Here is a 19,937-nt window from a genome sequence, read left to right as displayed (position 1 = left end):
TTGCTTTACTATAAATAAGATTAAAAAGAGTGGCAAAGATTGCCGCTCCCTTTTTTGAAAATAGGATTGAAAATGAAAAAGACACTTTTAGCGTTAGCTCTAGCAAGCGTATCAGTAACAGCGGCTGCTGATTCACTAATTTATGGTGGCCTACAAGCAGGTTCTGCTGATTACAGAGGCGAAAGCTCAACGGTATACGGTGCACATATTGGTACTGGTATTCTTCCTTTCATTGGTTTAGAAATGGGTGCTTGGAACCTAGGTTCTTATGATTTTGGTAACCAAACAACAGATGTAACTTCTGTTAACTTTGCTGTTAAACCAAGCATCGACTTTGGTCCATTACACGTTTATGGTAAAGCGGGCATGCACAGCTGGGAAGCAGATGGTTACCGTAAAGACGACGGCGTTGACCCATTCTTTGGCCTAGGTGTTGAATACAACATCCTACCAATGTTCACAGTAGGTGCTGGTTACAACAACTTTACTGTTGGTAGTGAAAACATTGATTTTGCTTCTGTTAACCTGACAGTACACTTCTTATAATCACGATATTAGTCGTAGTTATTTGAAAGAATACAAAAATGGCGACCGTATTGGTCGCCATTTTTTTAAGCTAAAAGTGAAAGATTAATCAACTAATTGATATTCTTCTTTTAATACTTTAATGATTTCTGCTTTTGGGTTTTCACTTAGTGTGATTGGTGCGCCAGTAATTTTAGCCGCTATATCCAAATACGTTTTCGATAGTTCCATCATCGCTTCTAACGGAAGTGCATTGTCTTGAGCTAATACAGAACGTTCTTCCATACGATTCTTATTTAATAAGATATCAGGATCAGGGAAATGGTTAAGTAAGAACTGACGGAAACCTTCTTTAGAGTTTTCGATAATATGGCCAGAGCGATACGCATTTTTATCCCAAATACGTGAAGAATCAGGAGTACCTACTTCATCCATATAAATCAGTTTTTCATTGCCATCTGCATCATTAACGTAACCAAATTCAAATTTTGTATCAACAAAGATTTGATCGATTTTGTTTAATGCTTTAGAGATAACCGCAAAGCCTTCTTTAAGAAGTTTCTCGTATAAATCAATATCTTCAGTACATGAGAAGTTGAATTTCTCATAGCTATCTTCAATATTTTTACGAGTGATGTTCACATCATCAACTTCTGGTACGCCATCAATACCTTTTAAAATGCCTTTGGTTGATGGAGTTAATAGTAAATCAGGTAATTGCTCATCTTTTTCTAAGCGTTCTGGAATTTGAATACCACAGAATTCACGTTCACCATTGGTGTAAGCACGCCACATCGACCCCGTAATATACTGACGACAAATAGCCTCGATCATTACCGGTTTTGCTTTTTGCACAATCCACACAAATGGGTGAGGGATGTCAAGAATGTGACTATCCGCTAAGTTGTTATCTTTAAATAACTGAAACCAGTGATTAGAAATTGCGTTTAATGCAGCTCCTTTACCAGGAATACCTTTAAGGCCGCCTTCACCGTGCCAAATACAATCGAATGCTGAGATACGATCGCTGATAATCATGATAGCCAGAGGGGCATCCGCTGCAACATTGTAGCCTTTTTCTTTAATAAGGCGGCGACTGTCTTCTTCTGTTAACCAATATACAGAGCGTACTTTTCCGCTGTGTACTGGTTTATCAGTGCGGATCGGAAGATCATCATTAACAGCAAGTACTTGTTCGGCAAAATTCATTATTGAATTCCTATATAAACTATTTAAATACAGGACGCATCATACCAGAACTATTTTGTACTTCCAGAACAAAAGCAAACGTTTGCTATTCTTTTGTCTTAAAAATCTATGTTGAGATGAGGAGTGGCGATAAGTTAAACTAAACAACCCAAATAAATAGTAAACAAGGGCAGTTATGCTAGGTAAAAAGACCATCGCACTAGGTATTCTAGTTATGTCATTCAACAGTTGGGCAAGCATGTGTCCTGTCGTAGTTAAAAATGATGTACTATTAAGCCCAACAGGTGATATGAAAGTTGAAAACCCTCAAGATAAATTAAGAATTGATCAGGAAGGGCGTGTCTTTGTTAATGGCAAAGAGATGGATTTGACTAAAGAGCAAAAACTGGCCATCGAAAAGTATCAGCAACAAGTTGCAAGCTACATTCCTACCGTTGTAGATTTTACCGATAAAGGAATTGCAGCGGCTAATGATTTTGTTAATGAAATCGAAATCTCGTTTGATGCTCAAGGCTCATTTGATTCAGTAAAAAACAAGATAGATGAATACGGCGTAACGGCGAAGCAAAAATTCTATCAAGGAAAAGACTTAATACTTGAACATGATTTCTTCAAAGAAGTGGACACAACATGGAAGAATGATTTTGAAGTGATGATCAAAAGCTTGGATAAAGAGCTTTTCGCTAGCGTATTTAATTCATTGTCAGATAAAATGCAAAATGGTGAGTTAAACTTTTCAGAATTGCAGCAACAATTTGCTGACGTTCAGGCGTCTATCAAAACAAAGATGAACGAAAATAGCAAAGAAATTAAAGCCGACGCTCAAGAGCTATGTGATTCAGCAAAAGAGATTGCAGAGCAAGAGAAAACACTTCACGAATTGGTGCCAGAATTACAATCGTATCCCGTTTTTACCATTTAATTATAAATAAAGAGATAAAGAAAATGTTCGACACAACTCAAACCATTATATTTTCAAAAACAGTATGTCCATTTTGTGTTAAAGCAAAAGCAATTTTTGACGATAAGAATATAGCGTACAAGGTATTAACTTTGGATGTTGATTTAAGTAAAGATGAAATGGTGTCATTAATTCAAGAAAAAGAAGGCATTGCAGTAAATACAGTTCCTCAAATCTACCTAGATGGTAAATACATCGGTGGACATGACGATTTAGTGGCGTTTTTTGAGCGTCAAGAGACCGACATAGATTTAGATGACTTTGAACTGTAGAATACAGCTAACTAATTAATATTTGCAGTTTAATTAATAACTGTAATAAATACTAAGAGTGATGGATATGTGGAAATCTCTTCTAACATTAATAGAAGACGACTCAGTAGTAATATTGCGTTTTCCTGATAAATTTCAGCCGGATGAAGAACCAACTTTAAAAGGGTTTAAAGACCGTTTAGAAGAGATTAATGCGCATAATTTTCATTTTGATGAAAAAACCATAGCATCAGTTATACAAGATGTAAAAAATGGAATGCTTGTACATCATCAAGACCGTACGGTTGCAGAGCGTCGTGATGCTGAAGTGATTATTGCTTTAGAAGAGCGAGACATGAAAGCAACGATGGCGGTCGTTGGTGCTTATGGTGGGCGAGATATTCAAAGTAGCGATATTATATCGGCTTTGACGAGCATGGAAATCACTCGTGGTATTAGTAAAAATGCATTAAAGAAAATTATGGTATTAAGCCGTAATTTAGAGGCGGGAGAGAAAATATCTCTTCTTGTCGCTAAAGGTAAAGAGCCAATTGATGGTGAGAACGCAAGCTTTACTCCTTTAGTTGAAGACTTTCGTGAGCAAGCATTACAGCCTCAAGAGAAAGAGGGCGAAGAAGATAAAGTAGATATGCGAGATCTCGGTGAGACAATCACTGTGGTCGAAGGAGATGAACTCATCCGTCGCATACCTCCAACAAAAGGCATTGATGGTTTTACGGTAACGGGTGAAATAATTTCAGCGACACCGGGCAAGAATATCAAGCTTAGGGCCGGTAAAGGCGCAACTATTTCTCCAAATGATCCAGAGTTAGTTATTGCTGCGACGTCAGGAATGCCTTGGATCAATCAAGATGGCGCTGATGTAGATAATGCGCTGTGCTTAAATAACGTTGATATCTCAACAGGCCACGTGAAATTTAAAGGCAGTGTTATTGTTAGTGGTGATATTGCGGCAGATATGATCGTAAAAGCAACGGGCAGTGTGACGGTTGGTGGCTTTATTGAATCTGCAGATGTTCAGGCTCATGGTGATGTAATTGCCATGAAAGGGATCATTGGCCATCATGTTGAAGAGGGCGAGGAGCATACTTGTTTTGTCAAAGCGGGTGGAAAGATTACCGCAAAATTCGTGCAATCTGCCAATCTGCAAGCTTCTGGTGATATCGAATTAGGATTACACGCCATTCAAAGTTTTGTGAAAAGTAAAAACTCGGTCACCGTAATGGATAAATCGGGTCGTAATGGGTCAATAGTTGGTGGTGAAATTTATGCCGGTGCTAATATTACAACGGTGAACTTAGGTGCAACGGCAGGTACAGAAACGTTAGTAAAAGCATTTACTCGTTTTGATAAGTACAAAGAAAATATTGCAGATCTAAACACTAAATACAAAGCTGCTCAAGAAAATACAATGAAAGTAGTACGTGCAGAAATGGATTTAGCTAAAATACCAAAAGCAGATCGTACCCCAGAGCAAGTTGAACGTGTAAAGGCGATGAAAGAAGATTCAAATAAAGAGATCACTCTTTCAATGAACCGCTTTCAGTCTGCAGAAGAAGAGTTGAGAAAACAATTAGGCGAAAACGTTGTCAAAGTAACCGAACGTGTTTATCCAAAAGTGACAATTCAATATTCAGATGAGCAGGTAACAACAAAACGTGAACATAGCCCATGTAAGATTTATTTTAATGAATATGAGATTAAAATCGATCCCATCATCTCTAAAAATACTAACCTTATTGATGGTTAGTTACCTGTTGTTCCAATGATAAAAACCGCTCTTAGTAGCGGTTTTTTGTTATTAAAATGTAGGTGTGTAAACAACGTGTTAGAGCAATGATAAGGTTAAGAGCTAAGAATTATTAAGTGTGATCTCTATCCAGTTTAAAACTTGCGGTGGTTCTAATATTCGGGATACTTATAGCCATGAAGAAAAACATTTGTGCTTTTCAATAGGATGTTGAAAGTAGATGTGGGAATATATCGAGGCAAATTATGGCTAATATCATCGAGTTTGATTACAGTTCATTTCTTATTAATTCAAGTAATCAAAAATGGACGTTTTCACAAGCGCTAAAAAGTTTGATCCCAACTTTTGGTACCATTTGGAATGCGTCAGTACATGACTCAACGCCTACACAAGAAAGACTACGTCTAGAAGCTTTACAAGTCCTCTCTTCGCATATTAATGATGAATCCAATATTATTCGTTTAATTCGTTTAGCTCGAATTGAAGGGATTAGTGACTTAAAAATAAAGTTACCGTATACATTAGACGATGAACAAATCCTTTATATTTTAGACAATACTCATACAGAGATATCTCAAAAAAATGATGAGTTTGATCTTCTTCTAGTGCATTTAAATGAGCCATCACTTAAATAAATTTATGGTTTTCGTAAATAATAGTTTTACGGAAATTATTAATTTATTAAAACTATTATCTTGTTGAAACTGTTATCTTATTGAAACTAATGAAGCACTGTCATTTTTCGGTTCAATGTTACCCATTGAGAGTCTGAAAAATAGTAGCAATTAGAGTTACAGATAATAGCGCTTGCGGTACCACACTGTTTTGCCTTCTCTATGGTTTCTATTTCTGATAAATGGTGTGATGGCTTTAATCTAACCAATCGATTTAATTCAACCCCATGCATAAGTAGAGTTTCACAGCTTGGCATTGATGTATTTGCAGTAATGAATATCCACTTATTTTGTTTTGATAAGCTTTTTAATGTTTGTATAAAGTGCGATTCACACTGTGCGTTTACTAAGTTTGCAGCACTAGTTACGTGTTGTGAGATAGAGTGATTAAATGAGTTTGAGTACGTATTTAATGTCATTGCTCTGTTCATAATAAAATACCTGTTCATCCATACAGTGTGTATTTATACAGTACTTTTAATTTGGTTATTGATCAAGCTATTTTTTAGGATTTATACGGTGCGACATGTTAATTAAATTTAATTGTTCTGCTATAACGTATTGATATTTATTGGTTATGAGATAAATATGATCAAGAGTAAACGCTAGCTGAATTGATTTGATATAATGCTTAACAGAACTTTCAGATTAAAAAGCGATATGTACGATAAATCATTACTAGAGCCAATTAACTCATTTTTACTGTGTGAAACACCGGATGAGTGGATTGAAGAAGCAAAAAAGCCTGAGAACTTATCTGTTATTTTACGTGATCATTTAATGTGCGAGCTTAAAGCTGCGCAGAGTGCACTATACTTAATTCGTAAATACGCAGTGGATGCAGAGAGTACGAATGTACTGCTTGATTGGTTTAAGCCTTACGAAGATTTTGCTTATAAAAAAACAGGTACTTTAGAGACTCTTAAAGGGAAGAGTAATATCTCTAAAAAGATCACGGCACGTAAAGACTCACCGTACAGCCAAGATTTGATTGATAAGATGGTTCTATTGATTAAAGAAGAGTTGCATCATTTCTATCAAGTATTAGAAATAATGGATCAGCGTAATGTCCCATATCAAAACATCAGAGCTGGTCGTTATGCAAAAGGCCTTTTCACCAATATTATTACGCACGAGCCGTGCACGTTAATTGATAAACTAATTATTGGTGCATTTATTGAAGCGCGTTCTTGTGAGCGCTTTGCCAAATTAGCACCGTACCTAGATGATGATTTAGCGAAGTTCTATATCTCTCTATTACGCTCAGAATCTCGTCACTATCAAGATTACCTTACTTTAGCAGAACAAGTGGCAGGTGGGGATGTGAGTGAGCGTGTCGCCCATTTTGCGAAGATAGAGGCGGAGCTTATTCAATTACCAGATACAGATTTTAAATTTCATAGTGGTGTTCCAACAAAAGTATAAATATTGGAACTGTTTGTGGAGATATAAAAAAAGATCGCTTAGTGCGATCTTTTTTTGAATATCTCAGCAATCATCGGTTTATTCTTACTGATTAAGTCACTTAATAGCTGTTAAAAACTAGATTACCATTTTTTCTTTGGTTGGAATAATACATCGATGTCATCATCTTTGTTTTTATCTAATTTATCTTGTAGCTCTTGGTCTTGTTTCTTTTTCGTCTTATTGTTTAGTTCATCAAGCATATCTTGCAGTTGAGTACGTGCTTTATTTGAGTAGCCATCGTTTTTACTTGATAGGGCATCGATGCCTTTTTTCAGTAATTGACGAGCAGTACCTGCTTGCCCACGTTGTGTTGCTTCTTTAGCACGCTTCACTACATTTTCAATATTAATGCGAACTTGAATTGATTCAAGACGTGCATTTTCGGCAACAAAGACTTGAGTGTTCACTCGGCCTTTTTTATGTTCCGCTCGTAATGTATCACGCAGACGTTTTACTAACTTAAGCATGATAAGTGCTTGTTTATCATTACTCGGCACTTTGAAGTTTGTGCTATCGCCACCAGTATAGTTAGTTTTTAGCTGCTGAAGCTGTTGCTCCATATTTTCAATACGTGAAGGATAAGAGCGATCGTTCGGCTCTAATTCTGCAATAGCGCGTAATGCGTCCAGAATTCGTTGATTAAGACAAACTAATAACTCTTTGCTGTAAGGTAGGTGATGAGCATTACCGATTAATTCTTCAGTTGAGTCAATGATAACCATATGTTTTGCAGACTCTTGTTTTTTAGCAGATTCAATCTTTGTTCTGTATTGAACAATGATGTTATAGCCAATAATCAAGGTAAGTAGAATCGCAAAAAGTCCAATAATAAGAGCAATATTCATATTTTTATCATACGTCCAATAGTAATTTTTCCAGTGTAACAGCTTGTAATCTAAATGAATAGCAAGGGCTTCATTCTTAAGACTAAATTACTCGAAAGTAATTTATCATTCTAGTTATTCCTTAAACTTATCGACAGCTGTTCACATTTCTTTAATTTTTCTGGCTAAAAAACAAACAGTTGTTGAAAATTAGGTTGAAGCCTTTGAAAATAGATGGGAATGAGTATATAACTATATCGTATAAGTAAAATTTAATTTAATGTAAAGGATTACAGGTAAATAACATGAAATTACAACAACTCAGATATATTGTAGAAGTGGTTAACCATCGCTTAAATGTATCTTCAACCGCAGAAGCTCTTTATACCTCGCAACCTGGTATCAGTAAACAAGTACGTTTATTGGAAGATGAATTAGGTGTTCAAATCTTTGAACGAAGTGGTAAACATCTAACTCGTGTTACGCCATCAGGTGAAGAGATTGTTAAAATATCTCGTGAGATCCTTTCTCGTGTGGAGAGCATAAAGTCAGTCGCTGGTGAACACACTCATCCAGAACGTGGTGTGTTGAATATTACCACGACGCATACTCAAGCTCGTTACGCATTGCCTGATGTGATTAAAGGATTTAAAACACGCTACTCTGATGTTTCTTTGCATATGCACCAAGGCACGCCAACACAAATGTCTGATGCGATAGCCAAAGGCACGGCAGATTTTGCTATTGCCACCGAAGCGCTGCATTTGTACCAAGATGCGATCATGCTTCCTTGTTATCACTGGAACCGTTCTATTGTGGTGACAAAAGATCATCCATTAGCTCTTAAATCAAACGTAACCATTGAAGATTTAGCCGCTTATGATTTGGTGACTTATGTCTTTGGTTTTACTGGTCGCTCAGCACTAGATAGTGCATTTAATAAAGCAGGACTAAAACCAAAAATAGTCTTTACAGCAACAGATGCTGACGTAATTAAAACGTATGTTCGTTTAGGTATCGGCGTCGGCGTTATTGCAAGCATGGCTATGGATCCTGATCGTGACTCAGACTTGGTAGCTTTAGATGCAAGCCACATATTTGATGCAAGCACAACAACGATTGGTTTCAAACGTGGATCATTCTTAAAAAGCTACATGTTTGATTTTATGGAACGTTTTGCACCGCACCTAACGCGCCCAATTGTAGAGCAAGCAACAATGCTTAAAAATAATCATGAAATTGAAGAGATGTTTAAAGACATTAATCTCCCTGTCCGTTAAGATCCCCCTGATACTATTTTCAGGGCCGCTCTCATGCATTCTCAGCAGTTTTTAGACATAGACCGTTTGTTAACCCAGACGGTCTTTTTTTGGCAATTTTCTGCGTTTCACAGTTCAGATTATCCTTGGCGCTCAACACATAATGAGCTCAGTCAGTGGTTAGATTCGTTAGCACCTTGTGAAGTGCTGCGATTAAAGTCTGAACCAGAAGAGTTAGCGCACATCCTTTCAACCTTCATCCCTGAATTACAAGCACTGTATAAACTTGGACAACTGCCAGAGTTTCACGCGCCGATAAAACACACACCAAAAGGTCTAGATAGTGGGATAAATGGTCGTAAATGGCAGCAAATTACGAAACTTAGTGCACTAGGGGTTGATTACTATCAACCAGAGAATGAGTGGCTAGAGTGGTGTGGTGGTAAAGGGTATTTAGGGCGTGTATTAAACGCGACAACAGCGAAACCCGTTACAACCTTAGAGTGGCAACAAGCCTTGTGTGATAGCGGACAAACCTATGCCGATACACATCAATTAGCGATGACTTTCGTGCAAGGGGATGCACTCTCTGAACGCTGTGGTGAGTTAATCAAAGAAAAACAACATGCTGTAGCGCTACATGCTTGTGGTGACTTACACATCAATTTATTGAGAGAGGGGATCTCTAATCATATTGATGCAGTTACCATTTCACCATGTTGTTTCCATCTCACAAAAGATGAAAGTTATGTCAGTCTCTCAGCATTAGCCAATCAATCTGCATTGGTATTATCAAAAGAAGATTTACGCTTACCATTACAAGAAACGGTGGTTGCAGGACAACGAACGTTGCAGCATCGTGAGCTAGAAATGTGCTTTCGTTTAGGCTTTAAGGCATTACAACAATCATTGAGTGAGGGTAATACATATCTGTCTATCCCAAGCATTAAAAAATCATTATTAAGTGATGGTTTTGAAGCCTTTTGTGATTGGGCGGCTGAGAAAAAAGAACTGATATTACCAGACAACACAGATTATGAATTCTGGCTAGAAAAAGGAAAGACAGCTTTTGTTATGATGGAGAAATGCGACTTGATCCAACACTTATTTAAAAGACCGTTAGAAGTGTGGCTCTGTTTAGATCGCGCATTATTAATGGAAGAGTCAGGCTATGAAGTACGAATAGGGCAGTTTTGTTTAAAAGAAGACACGCCCCGTAACATTGTTATTCAAGCAAGACTATTTAAGTAAGGCTATTCACCCACGAATTTTCGTTGCGTAAAACAGAAAGTAAAAGTCGTCGTTGAATTGATGAAATAAAAAAAGGCGCTAAATTAAGCGCCTTTAATTATTTCATGCATGCTCGGAGGATTAAAGAACCGCCGCAATTCCTTTACATAAAGGAAGCATATTGTCTTTTGTCATGCCAGCAACACTGATACGGCCAGAGCCTACGATATAAATAGCAAACTCATCTTTTAAGCGGTTAACTTGCTCTTTAGAAAGACCAGAGAAAGAGAACATGCCGTTTTGACCTTCAATAAAGCTAAAGTCAGCAGCAACGCCTTGCTCTTTTAATGTCGCTACAAATAGGGTACGCATCTCTTGAATACGATCACGCATTTCAGCTACTTCTTGTTCCCACTCTGTACGTAGTGCATCATCATTTAAGATATGCGTAACAACAGCAGCACCGTGAGCAGGTGGGTTAGAGTAGATAGAACGAATGATTGCTTTTACTTGAGAGAAGGCATCAGAAGCAACAGCTGCATCTTTTGCTACCAGCGTAAATGCACCAACACGTTCGTTGTATAGACCGAAGTTTTTCGAGAATGAACTTGCTACTAATAATTCAGGGCAGTACTGAGCAAAAACACGTAAACCAGAAGCATCTTCTTCAACACCTTTTGCAAAACCTTGGTATGCAAAATCAAATAAAGGTAGTAGCCCTTTTTCTGAACACAGTTTTGCTAATTCTTCCCACTCAGCAGCCGTTGGATCGATACCCGTTGGGTTATGGCAGCAACCGTGAAGTAAAACTACATCGCCTTCACTTGCTTGCTGAAGATCAGAAAGCATCGCAGCGAAGTCTTTTGATTTAGTTTCAGCGTTATAGTAGCTGTATTGCGCAGTTTCAATTCCTGCTGCAGTAAATACACCAATGTGGTTTGCCCACGTTGGATTACTGATCCAAATTTTCACGTCGCCTAATTGACGTTTAATAAACTCACCAGCAACACGTAGTGCGCCTGTGCCACCGGGTGCTTGAGCTGTTTGAGCGCGTTTTTCAGTGATAACTTGAGCATCAGCACCAAATAATAGTTTTTGAACTGCAAGGCCGTATTCAGCAGTCCCTTGAATTGTTAGGTATGACTTTGTTTTTTCAGTATCAAGCAATACCGCTTCTGCTTTTTTTACTGTTTTTAGTACAGGAGTTTGACCTGCTTCGTTCTTATAAATACCAACACCAAGGTTGATTTTTTCAGCACGAGGGTCATTTTTAAATTCGTCAGTAAGCCCAAGTATTGGGTCAGCTGGAGCGGCAGAGATTTTTTCAAACATAGTCATCATCCATGGTGAGAGGTTAAATATAAATAAAGAATCAATATCCGTTATTTATACCTGTTAACCTTGTAAGTTTGCAACGGTTAGATAACGAAATGATCAAATTTTTTTAATTAAAGATAAAAATCGAATTGAGATGGGATAAAAGACAACAAAGCAGCACATAAATACCGCTCTGTTGTGAGGTTACCTGTATTTACTAATAAGTGATTTTAACTTTATTAGAAGCCGAAATTGCATCTTCAATTGCGAGTTCTAGGCTATCACGACGAGTAATCGCTACACCTAAACGACGACGGCCATCAATCTCTGGTTTACCGAATAACTTAACTTGAGTTTGAGGCTGGCTAAGTGCGTTAGCTAATCCATCAAAGCGGATATTAGTTGATGTTCCTTGGCCTAAAATAACAGAAGAAGCAGAAGGGCCATATTGAGTAATGCTGTTAATTGGCATTCCAGTAAAGGCGCGAACATGCAAAGCAAACTCAGACATTTCTTGAGAAATAAGCGTAACTAAACCAGTATCGTGTGGACGAGGTGAAACTTCATTAAAGTAAATGTTGTCACCCTTAATGAACAGCTCAACACCAAACAAGCCGTAACCACCTAGTGCATTTACTACTTTTTCAGCAGCGTCTTGGGCCAGTTTAAGTGCGGCTTCTGTCATAACCTGTGGCTGCCATGATTCTCGGTAATCACCATCTTCTTGTCTGTGACCAATTGGCGCACAGAAATGAACGCCATCAACCGCTCGAATAGTCAGCAGTGAAATCTCATAATCGAAATCCACAAACCCTTCAATAATGACTCGTCCAGCACCAGAGCGGCCACCATCTTGAGCATAATCCCAAGAGGTTTTAATGTCCGCTTCGGTTTTAATTACGCTTTGGCCTTTACCTGATGAACTCATTACTGGCTTGATAACACAAGGCATACCAACAAACTTAACCGCTTCAACCAACTCTTCATAAGTATCTACAAAACGATAAGGAGAAGTAGGAAGTTCTAATTCCTCAGCGGCTAAACGACGAATGCCTTCACGGTTCATTGTTAGTTTTGTTGCATTTGCTGTAGGGACAACATTAAGGCCTTGTTTCTCTAACTCGACTAACTTATCTGTAGCAATGGCTTCGATCTCAGGAACAACGTAATCAGGCTGTTCTTTTTTGATGATCGCTTCCAGTGCGTCCGCATCTAACATATCAATGGCATAGCTACGGTGAGCAACTTGCATTGCTGGTGCGTTTAAGTAGCGATCAACAGCGATGACTTCTAAACCAAGACGCTGACATTCAATAGCAACTTCTTTACCAAGTTCACCAGAGCCAAGTAATAATACTTTTGTTGCAGAAGAAGATAGAGCGGTACCAAACATAGTAAATTCTCATGTGATAGTGAGTGTGAATATATCGACATCATACTAAAAATCACCAAATACGCAAACGTTTGCCTTTTGTTTTTTTATTATCTTGATTTTTATAAATTTGAAGGCAAGTCACACTATTGAGTAATTTATTGGCAGTGTGAATGTATGGAATTGTATTCAGTCATGTGATTGGTATGCTGTTTTTTTTTAAACAAGTAGTTGCATTTAGTTTATGGATGACAAAACCATGTATGTCCCTCATTCAGGACCGACACAGCAATGGGCATTTTACGGCGCATTAGAAAATAAAAAATTTGTGGTAAGTGATTGTATCGACATAAAAGATACCCCAAATGGCTTGGGAAATCCTACATGGTTAGCACAACAGAACGTTGCCAAAGCAAACGCACCAGCGGTAGATCTTTTATTAAAGAAAGGCGCGATATTTGTTGGTAAAACTCAAATGGATGAATTTGGTTTTGGTCTGCATGGCCGTAACCCACATTATCCAACGATTAAAAACTCAAATTGTGAAGGTCGATTAATTGGTGGCGCATCTTGCGGTGCCGTTGCCGCTGTTATCAATGGAGAGGCCGATATAGGTTTAGGCACTGACCTCAATGGTGGGATCCGTGTACCTGCGTTGTATGCTGGGTTATATGGGTTTAAATCATCATCGAGTGCCGTCAATATGAATGGTATTTCTTGTATTGCGAAAGAAGAAACTTCTCTTGGTTGGGTCGCTAAGAATTTATCCGATATTAGAAAAGTTGCAACTATACTAACGCCGATGTCGCCGCTTATGACAGTAGATCGCATTGTGGTATTAGATAGCTTATTTCAAGATATTCCAGATGAAGCAAAAGTAAAATTAGAGAAATTAATCGCCTCATCGCCTTATAAAATTGTTCGTAGTAAAGCGATCAGTAAAATCATTACTAACAAAGCGGCAGAAAGCTTTAAGGTGATCTCAACAGTTCGAGGTTTACGTAATATTGAACCTTGGATTGAAAGTAATCACCCAGTGTTAAGTAATGAAATTAAAATGCAAATGAAGTGGCTCTCAACATTAAAATACAAAGATGAGAGAATTGCATTAGAGCAGCGAGATCTTGTTCAATCCGTTTTAGAATCATTGTTGGATGAGAAAACCTTGTTGTTAATGCCAACCACAACAAACATTGCACCACCAGTAACCGCGTCAGATGAGCAATTATATAAGCTCAATTCAGTCATTTTGAAATACACCTCATTAGCAAGCTTAGCTGATCTACCTCAGCTGCATTTACCTTGGTTTTCCGTAAACGATTCACCATGGGGGATCTCGTTACTGGGTAAAAAGGGTATGGATAGACAACTTATTGATGCAGCAATTCGTTGGAAACAAAATCAATAGACTTATTTGCTTGATGCGTTTTTTAGAAATAGAAAATAGACAGAGCCGTTGAGATTTGAAGTTAAAAAAAGAGGAGCAAATTAGCTCCTCTTTTTTTGATTGACTCTTAATCCACTTATATCGCAGCATACTCTAAAGTCACTTCAGGGCTAAGAGCCTCTAATGTACTTTTAGTTATTGCTAAGTGACTAATTGCGCCTTTATGGTTTTCAACCAAGGCTGCCGCTGTTATCTCTGATAAACATTCACGAGACATATTGGCATGAATTAGGGCAACTTGAAGTGGTGGTAAGCTTGGGTTGAATGCCGCATTCTCAGCGTACATACCGTGATAAACATGACCGCTCTTCATTTCAAGTGCAATACCACTGATATTATGTGAATACGGAGCATGACTTTGATTTGCTGCTTTCAATGCGTTAATTAATAGATCAGAGCCAGCATCTAACGCAAGATCATGTGAAACCGACGCCAATAAACCGCCTTCAATGCCTAGATCTTTTGGACCAAAAGATTCAGGTAAATATTCTTGTAGAGACTTCTCATCGCGCTCAGGCAATTGAATCATCAAGCTATCAGCCGTTGTTAGCTCGTTCATGAATTGACGACAATGACCACAAGGGCTGAAGTTGATAGTGATATCAGAAATACCCGTTTCACCTTTGATCCACGCATGGCTAATAGCAGATTGCTCAGCATGAATTGTTTGGCCTAACTGAACCCCACTAAACTCCATATTGGCACCGAAATAAAGGTTGCCAGAGTTACCACGTACGATAGCGCCAACATAAAAGTTAGAGATTGGAGCAACAGAGAATGCCGCAGCAAGAGGAAGCAAGGCTAAACGTAATTCTTTATCATCGAGTTTGCTCTCAGCGAGTAAAGCTTGAAACTGCGCTTTAGTAATGACGCCTTTAAATTGGGTATTGATTAAAGAAGCTAGTGCTGATTGTAAATCTGCAGGCAGATCAGAAAGGGCATTTTCTAAGCGTTGTTGTACTGCGGTAGAGTGTAGAGTGGTCATCGGTGTGATCCTTTTTAATTTCTTCTGGGCTCATTATTAGGGACTATAGCCATAGAAACATAGATCAATATCACACTCATTGATGTAAAGATACATTATTTACATCAATGAGAGAGAGGTCACACTGGTTTGGTGGGATTTTAACCGATTACCCTTTTATAAATACCAATAATGAGTAAATAAGAGGGGCAACCAATGAAGTAATTATCCCACAGATAACTAAAGCGAGAGAACTAAACGCCGCATCTTGAGAATCAACCTCAGCCGCTTGAGCAGTACCAAGGGCATGAGAAACATTCCCCATGGTTAACCCTCTTGCCAATGAGCTTTTAATTCCTAACATATTATAGATAGGGTAAGCACAGATAGCGCCCATCAAACCGGCTAATAAAACCAAGATAGCCGCAATCGCTGCTTCACCTTCAAGTTGACTTGAGATAGCCATCGCAATCGGTGTGGTAACTGATTTTGGTAATATACTTGCAACCAGTTGCATATCTGCGCCCATCCATACTGCTAAGAACGCACCAGACAGCATTGAAAACAGTGAGCCTACAGAGCACGCCAGCAGAATGATTTTCCAGTTTTCACGAATATGAGGTAATTGCTCATATAAAGGGTAAGCCAAAGCAACGACGGCAGGTTGCAACAAGTAACTTAAAAACGCATTGTCAGCGTAATAGGTTTCATAAGGCACCTGTAAGACCATCAAGATTGGAATTACGATACAAACACTCAACAATAATGGGTTATTGATTGGGTGAGGGAAACGCTTCGCAAACCAACGAGCCGAATAAAAAACAATAACGGTTAAGATAACCCACATTATTTATTTCCTCTATCAAGGCGATCAATAAATAACGATAGGCAGACTAAAACCAATAATGAGCCACCAGCGGTACTCACAATGATTGGAATCGCATTGTTGATTAACAAATCGAAATGCGTCATTAACCCAACGGAGATCGGAATAAATAAAATTAACATATTACGCATGAAAAATTGGCAACCTGTTGCGGCCCAGTCCGGCCTGCATACACCAATAACCATAGCGGAGAATAAAATAAGCATTCCAAGAATACTGCCGGGTACTGAAATATTTAGCCAAGATTGAATGCCGTTTCCAGCAAACAGTGAGGCGAAAATCCATGCGAAAGAGTAAAGGTATTTAATCATGATACTAACTGTTGTACGTAATTATAAACGGCGCGAAGAATCGCAGTCTTTTTTTCATTGCCTTCCGATTCAAGGTATAGGTTTTCAAAACTTGATTCATATTCTGGCAAATGAGTTTGGAAATAATCTTGTAAGTGAGCTTGCCACTTTAATTGCTCAGTCTCGTTTAGCGTATGCGGGAAATTACGCGCACGGTAGCGGAACAATAAAGGCTTAATGCGAGGATCACTAACATTAGGTTCAAAATCGATAAGCTGCTCAGGGGTTGATTGACGGATAATATCAATCGTTGTTTTATCAGCATGAGAGAAGAAACCATCATATAGAAGGGTATCTACATTGGTTGATTTCTCATAATTAGGCTCAATGCTGTAAAGCGCAATTAGCTTTTGTCTGATCTCAGGATTATCACGGATCACTTTAAGATTCTTTAAACACGCCGCTCTGTCTACATTTAGATTTTCAGCATTCTCAGCCGTCAATGTTTTAGCAGGCGCAAGAATAGGGCACTTGTTTAAATGTACTAATTTTACAGGAACTGGTAATTCATCAGGCGCAAGATCAGCACGTTTGGTATACATGCGTTGATGTAATTGCTCTGCATCTAATTCTAGGAACACTCTTGGGTCTAATGCTAAATCAATCGTAATGACAGCGTTGTTATTCGTTGGGTGCCAAGCAACAGGCACAATCCAACTGATATTGCCTCGATCTACGCCAAACATACCAGATACGTGCATTAACGGTGTCATTTCAACAATATCGATTAAGGTTGCCGCTTTCTTTTTATGACGCATAGAAAGCAGGTAGTTAAACATTTTTGGTTGTGCTTTTTTAACCACTTTGGCTAACTCGATGGTGGCAATAACATCGGCCATCGCATCGTGGGCATTTTCATGTTCAATGCCGTTTGCTTGAGAGAGTTTTTCTAATCTAAAGCTTGGCTTGCCTTCTTCGTCTTTTGGCCATTCGATGCCTTCAGGACGTAGGGCATAAACAGCGCGCATCACATCAAGTAGATCCCAACGTGAGTTACCGTTCTGCCAGCTCCAACCATACGGTTCGAAGAAGTTACGATATAAGGTATAGCGAGAAACTTCATCATCAAAACGAATGTTGTTGTAGCCTAATGAACACGTATTTGGTTTTGATAATTCGTTATGGATTTGAGTAATGAACTCAGGCTCAGACAAGCCTTTATTTACCGCAGTTTGTGGCGTGATGCCAGTAATTAAACAGGCTTCAGGAGAAGGTAAATAATCAATTGGAGGGCGGCAGTAAATAACTAATGGCTCACCAATGATATTAAAATCTTCATCGGTACGAACCCCAGCAAATTGGCATGGGCGATCGAGAGATGGGCTAGTTCCCCATGTTTCATAATCAAAGAAGAAGAAGGACGGGTCATTACTACTATTCATGGCTATATTCCAAAAGTATCGTATTCATATAATATGCCTAATTAAACAAGGAGTTAAAGTATTCAAAGTCTATCTATTCAACGTGCCATATATAGATAAATAGCGCTTAATATTCGCACTTTCGTCCAAATCGGTGTCCAATTTTTACTTTTAGTGCGTCCAAAAAATCACTTAAATTCAACGAAAATACTGTCCGAATTTAATTCACTAACCACATAGCCCAGCTCAATCAGCAATTGGCGTAGTGGTTGTACTAAAGCATAGACTGCTTGGTCTGTTTCATCTTCTATTTCAAGATATGAGATATCAATCACAGTGTTTAGTTTACCAAGCTTTATTGCATCATTAATAGCGGTAAACGAACGAATTTTTAAATTTTCAAATAAATGCTGTTGTGCCTGCAAAGCCATTAACTTTGCTTGCTGTGCAGTAATTAACCTTTCAGGCTCGCTATGCAGGATCAAACTCTGCTCTAAGCGGTTCACAATCTCAGAGTTAACCGAGCGGCCATTAAGTTCTGCAGCTTTATGAATTTGATCTTTAAGTTCAGTAGGGACACGAACATTAATCTGTGGTGGTCTTGACGTCATGATTTAACCCAATTTATAGAACAATTTGACAATGGTAGCCAATTGCTACCATAATTCAATGGTAGCCAAATGGATACCATTTGAAATCAAATTAAAGATTGGGGCGGAGCAATGAATCAAAAGACAGCAAAAAGACCGAATCCATATGGATTAAGATTATCGGATGACTTAAAAGCAGAGCTGAAAGGAAAAGCAGCAGAATCACAACGCTCATTGAATGCTGAAATCATCTATCGACTAACGCAGTCACTCACTAAGCAATCAATTTAGGGCAAGAACATGGCGATTTTAGATAAGCAATTGAAAGCCATTCATAAGCAAGACTACACAGGAACGCCAGAACTCAGTGATGGTGAAGGTTTAGTGGCGCGTATTACCCCAAAAGGGAAGATAACCTTTCAGTATCGATGCCGATTCAATAAGAAAAACCTAAGAATTAGAATAGGGCGTTACCCAAATATCAGCATTAAAGAAGCGCGACGCATTCACCATGAGATGATCGAGTTAAGAGAGCAGGGCAGAAACCCAGAAATAGCGCTAACAGGTGAGACAGAATTTGTAACTTTAAATCAGTGTTTAGATTATTGGTTTGATAATCACGTAAAGCATTTAAAGAAAGGAACGGTTGATCTATATGTGTCTGTAGCCAAAAACTACTTCTATGATGCCTTTCCAGATAAGAGCGTAGAAACCATAACAGCGCGAGAGTGGATGGTGTGGTTAGATAAAATCGCAGAGAAGAACCCTAAAATGGCCAATTCAACCTTTGCTAAGATGCGAGCTTGTCTAAATTACTGTAAACATAAATTCTTAATCAACAATACAAACTTTGATCGACTAAAGCAGTGCCATGTAGGAACGCCATCAGAAGTAGGAACAAGAGTGCCAACATGGGACGAACTCAGAGAAATTTGGGTAGCCATTGAACGAACGCAAGCAAGTACCGCCAATAAGACGCTGCACCAGCTGACTATGTTGTGGGGGAATCGACTTTCAGAACTGCGATTAGCAAGAAGAAGCCATTTTGATATGGAAAGAGGGATTTGGACCGTCCCTAAAGAGCTAAGTAAAACAGGTAAGCCGATCCGTCGCCCAATCCCAACTAAAGTGAGATCAATACTAGAACGAGTAATGGCAACGTATGATGATGTGTTGTTCCCTGGCTTTGATTTGAATACACCGATAACCATATCCGCCGCGAACAAATACATTCGTCGTTTACGTGCGACGTTAAAGCTTGAGTATTGGCGAACGCATGACTTCAGACGCTCGTTATCAACAGGCGCTTCAGAGCTTGGTGTTATGCCTCATGTGGTGGAGAAGATGCTAGGCCATGAATTAGGTGGAGTTTTATCTGTATACAATAAGCATGATTGGTTAGATGAGCAGTTAAAGGCTTATGAGTGTTATGCAGATAAATTAATTGAGAGGATGTTATAAGTAAATTTTTGTCGATAA

21 protein-coding genes are annotated in these 19,937 nt (G+C 38.6%); 11 read left to right on the top strand and 10 right to left on the bottom strand.

The window, feature by feature from the left end; all coding sequences use genetic code 11:
- Positions 1-72 precede the first annotated feature (72 nt).
- Entirely contained in the window at positions 73-546 is a 474-nt protein-coding gene (locus AC2INI_RS08065) for an outer membrane beta-barrel protein (RefSeq protein ID WP_122032991.1), read from the top strand.
- Between the two features lie 84 nt (positions 547-630).
- On the opposite strand, the gene AC2INI_RS08060 is transcribed toward AC2INI_RS08065, so the two are convergent.
- Positions 631-1,734 carry a phosphoribosylaminoimidazolesuccinocarboxamide synthase gene (locus tag AC2INI_RS08060; protein ID WP_486304572.1) on the bottom strand — a complete coding sequence of 368 codons (1,104 nt, stop codon included), beginning with the start codon at positions 1,732-1,734 and terminating at the stop codon, positions 631-633.
- 175 nt (positions 1,735-1,909) lie between these two features.
- Here AC2INI_RS08060 and AC2INI_RS08055 point away from each other — a divergent pair, with 175 nt between their 5' ends.
- The 4 genes from AC2INI_RS08055 to AC2INI_RS08040 all read left to right on the top strand — a co-directional run bounded on the left by AC2INI_RS08055 (position 1,910) and on the right by AC2INI_RS08040 (position 5,352).
- Positions 1,910-2,656, top strand: coding sequence for a DUF2884 family protein (locus AC2INI_RS08055; RefSeq protein WP_486304571.1), 747 nt, complete (start codon positions 1,910-1,912; stop codon positions 2,654-2,656).
- Between the two features lie 23 nt (positions 2,657-2,679).
- Positions 2,680-2,967, top strand: coding sequence for a glutaredoxin domain-containing protein (locus AC2INI_RS08050; RefSeq protein WP_446704093.1), 288 nt, complete (start codon positions 2,680-2,682; stop codon positions 2,965-2,967).
- Positions 2,968-3,034: 67 nt separating this feature from the next.
- The gene (locus tag AC2INI_RS08045) at positions 3,035-4,717 is read left to right on the top strand and encodes a DUF342 domain-containing protein (RefSeq protein ID WP_486304570.1); all 1,683 of its coding nucleotides are present in this window, start codon (positions 3,035-3,037) and stop codon (positions 4,715-4,717) included.
- A gap of 245 nt (positions 4,718-4,962) precedes the next feature.
- On the top strand, positions 4,963-5,352 hold the full coding sequence (locus AC2INI_RS08040) for a transporter (protein ID WP_486304569.1): 390 nt from the start codon (positions 4,963-4,965) through the stop codon (positions 5,350-5,352).
- An 86-nt stretch (positions 5,353-5,438) separates the two neighbouring features.
- Here AC2INI_RS08040 and AC2INI_RS08035 read toward each other — a convergent pair whose 3' ends face one another.
- Positions 5,439-5,822: a hypothetical protein gene (locus AC2INI_RS08035; RefSeq protein ID WP_122032985.1), complete on the bottom strand. Its 384-nt coding sequence runs from the start codon at positions 5,820-5,822 to the stop codon at positions 5,439-5,441.
- Positions 5,823-6,051: 229 nt separating this feature from the next.
- Here AC2INI_RS08035 and miaE point away from each other — a divergent pair, with 229 nt between their 5' ends.
- On the top strand, positions 6,052-6,816 hold the full coding sequence (gene miaE, locus AC2INI_RS08030; protein WP_486304568.1) for a tRNA isopentenyl-2-thiomethyl-A-37 hydroxylase MiaE: 765 nt from the start codon (positions 6,052-6,054) through the stop codon (positions 6,814-6,816).
- 122 nt (positions 6,817-6,938) lie between these two features.
- On the opposite strand, the gene AC2INI_RS08025 is transcribed toward miaE, so the two are convergent.
- Entirely contained in the window at positions 6,939-7,703 is a 765-nt protein-coding gene (locus tag AC2INI_RS08025) for a DNA repair protein (protein ID WP_122032984.1), read from the bottom strand.
- Between the two features lie 284 nt (positions 7,704-7,987).
- Between AC2INI_RS08025 and cysB the strand changes: the two genes are divergently transcribed.
- Positions 7,988-8,962, top strand: a complete 975-nt coding sequence (gene cysB, locus AC2INI_RS08020) for an HTH-type transcriptional regulator CysB (protein WP_122032983.1) — start codon at positions 7,988-7,990, stop codon at positions 8,960-8,962.
- A gap of 33 nt (positions 8,963-8,995) precedes the next feature.
- On the top strand, positions 8,996-10,192 hold the full coding sequence (locus tag AC2INI_RS08015) for a methyltransferase (protein ID WP_486304567.1): 1,197 nt from the start codon (positions 8,996-8,998) through the stop codon (positions 10,190-10,192).
- A 120-nt stretch (positions 10,193-10,312) separates the two neighbouring features.
- On the opposite strand, the gene AC2INI_RS08010 is transcribed toward AC2INI_RS08015, so the two are convergent.
- Positions 10,313-11,503: an amino acid aminotransferase gene (locus AC2INI_RS08010; protein WP_122032981.1), complete on the bottom strand. Its 1,191-nt coding sequence runs from the start codon at positions 11,501-11,503 to the stop codon at positions 10,313-10,315.
- A 202-nt stretch (positions 11,504-11,705) separates the two neighbouring features.
- Complete coding sequence (gene purT, locus AC2INI_RS08005) at positions 11,706-12,881, bottom strand: formate-dependent phosphoribosylglycinamide formyltransferase (RefSeq protein WP_486304566.1); 1,176 nt, start codon at positions 12,879-12,881, stop codon at positions 11,706-11,708.
- 223 nt (positions 12,882-13,104) lie between these two features.
- On the opposite strand from purT, the gene AC2INI_RS08000 reads away from it, so the two are divergent.
- Positions 13,105-14,268, top strand: a complete 1,164-nt coding sequence (locus tag AC2INI_RS08000) for an amidase family protein (RefSeq protein ID WP_122032979.1) — start codon at positions 13,105-13,107, stop codon at positions 14,266-14,268.
- A gap of 115 nt (positions 14,269-14,383) precedes the next feature.
- Here the strand turns inward: AC2INI_RS08000 and cdd are convergent, their stop codons facing one another.
- The 5 genes from cdd to AC2INI_RS07975 all read right to left on the bottom strand — a co-directional run bounded on the left by cdd (position 14,384) and on the right by AC2INI_RS07975 (position 18,479).
- Positions 14,384-15,292, bottom strand: a complete 909-nt coding sequence (cdd, locus tag AC2INI_RS07995) for a cytidine deaminase (RefSeq protein WP_486304565.1) — start codon at positions 15,290-15,292, stop codon at positions 14,384-14,386.
- A gap of 148 nt (positions 15,293-15,440) precedes the next feature.
- Complete coding sequence (locus AC2INI_RS07990; RefSeq protein ID WP_122032977.1) at positions 15,441-16,118, bottom strand: CidB/LrgB family autolysis modulator; 678 nt, start codon at positions 16,116-16,118, stop codon at positions 15,441-15,443.
- On the bottom strand, positions 16,118-16,468 hold the full coding sequence (locus AC2INI_RS07985) for a CidA/LrgA family protein (RefSeq protein ID WP_122032976.1): 351 nt from the start codon (positions 16,466-16,468) through the stop codon (positions 16,118-16,120). Before AC2INI_RS07985 ends, AC2INI_RS07990 begins: the two co-directional genes overlap by 1 nt.
- Entirely contained in the window at positions 16,465-17,889 is a 1,425-nt protein-coding gene (gene sbcB, locus AC2INI_RS07980) for an exodeoxyribonuclease I (protein WP_486304564.1), read from the bottom strand. Before sbcB ends, AC2INI_RS07985 begins: the two co-directional genes overlap by 4 nt.
- Before the next feature lie 167 nt (positions 17,890-18,056).
- Positions 18,057-18,479 (bottom strand): Arc family DNA-binding protein, encoded by a 423-nt coding sequence (locus AC2INI_RS07975; protein WP_486304563.1) that lies wholly within the window; start codon positions 18,477-18,479, stop codon positions 18,057-18,059.
- 111 nt (positions 18,480-18,590) lie between these two features.
- Here AC2INI_RS07975 and AC2INI_RS07970 point away from each other — a divergent pair, with 111 nt between their 5' ends.
- Positions 18,591-18,749: an Arc family DNA-binding protein gene (locus tag AC2INI_RS07970; RefSeq protein WP_122032974.1), complete on the top strand. Its 159-nt coding sequence runs from the start codon at positions 18,591-18,593 to the stop codon at positions 18,747-18,749.
- 9 nt (positions 18,750-18,758) lie between these two features.
- Positions 18,759-19,919, top strand: a complete 1,161-nt coding sequence (locus AC2INI_RS07965) for a tyrosine-type recombinase/integrase (RefSeq protein WP_486304562.1) — start codon at positions 18,759-18,761, stop codon at positions 19,917-19,919.
- The last annotated feature ends 18 nt before the right edge of the window (positions 19,920-19,937 follow it).

It is taken from the genome of Aliivibrio friggae (assembly GCF_057368515.1).
Note: the sequence above shows the minus strand (reverse complement) of the source record. Positions and strands in the feature narration are given on the sequence as shown.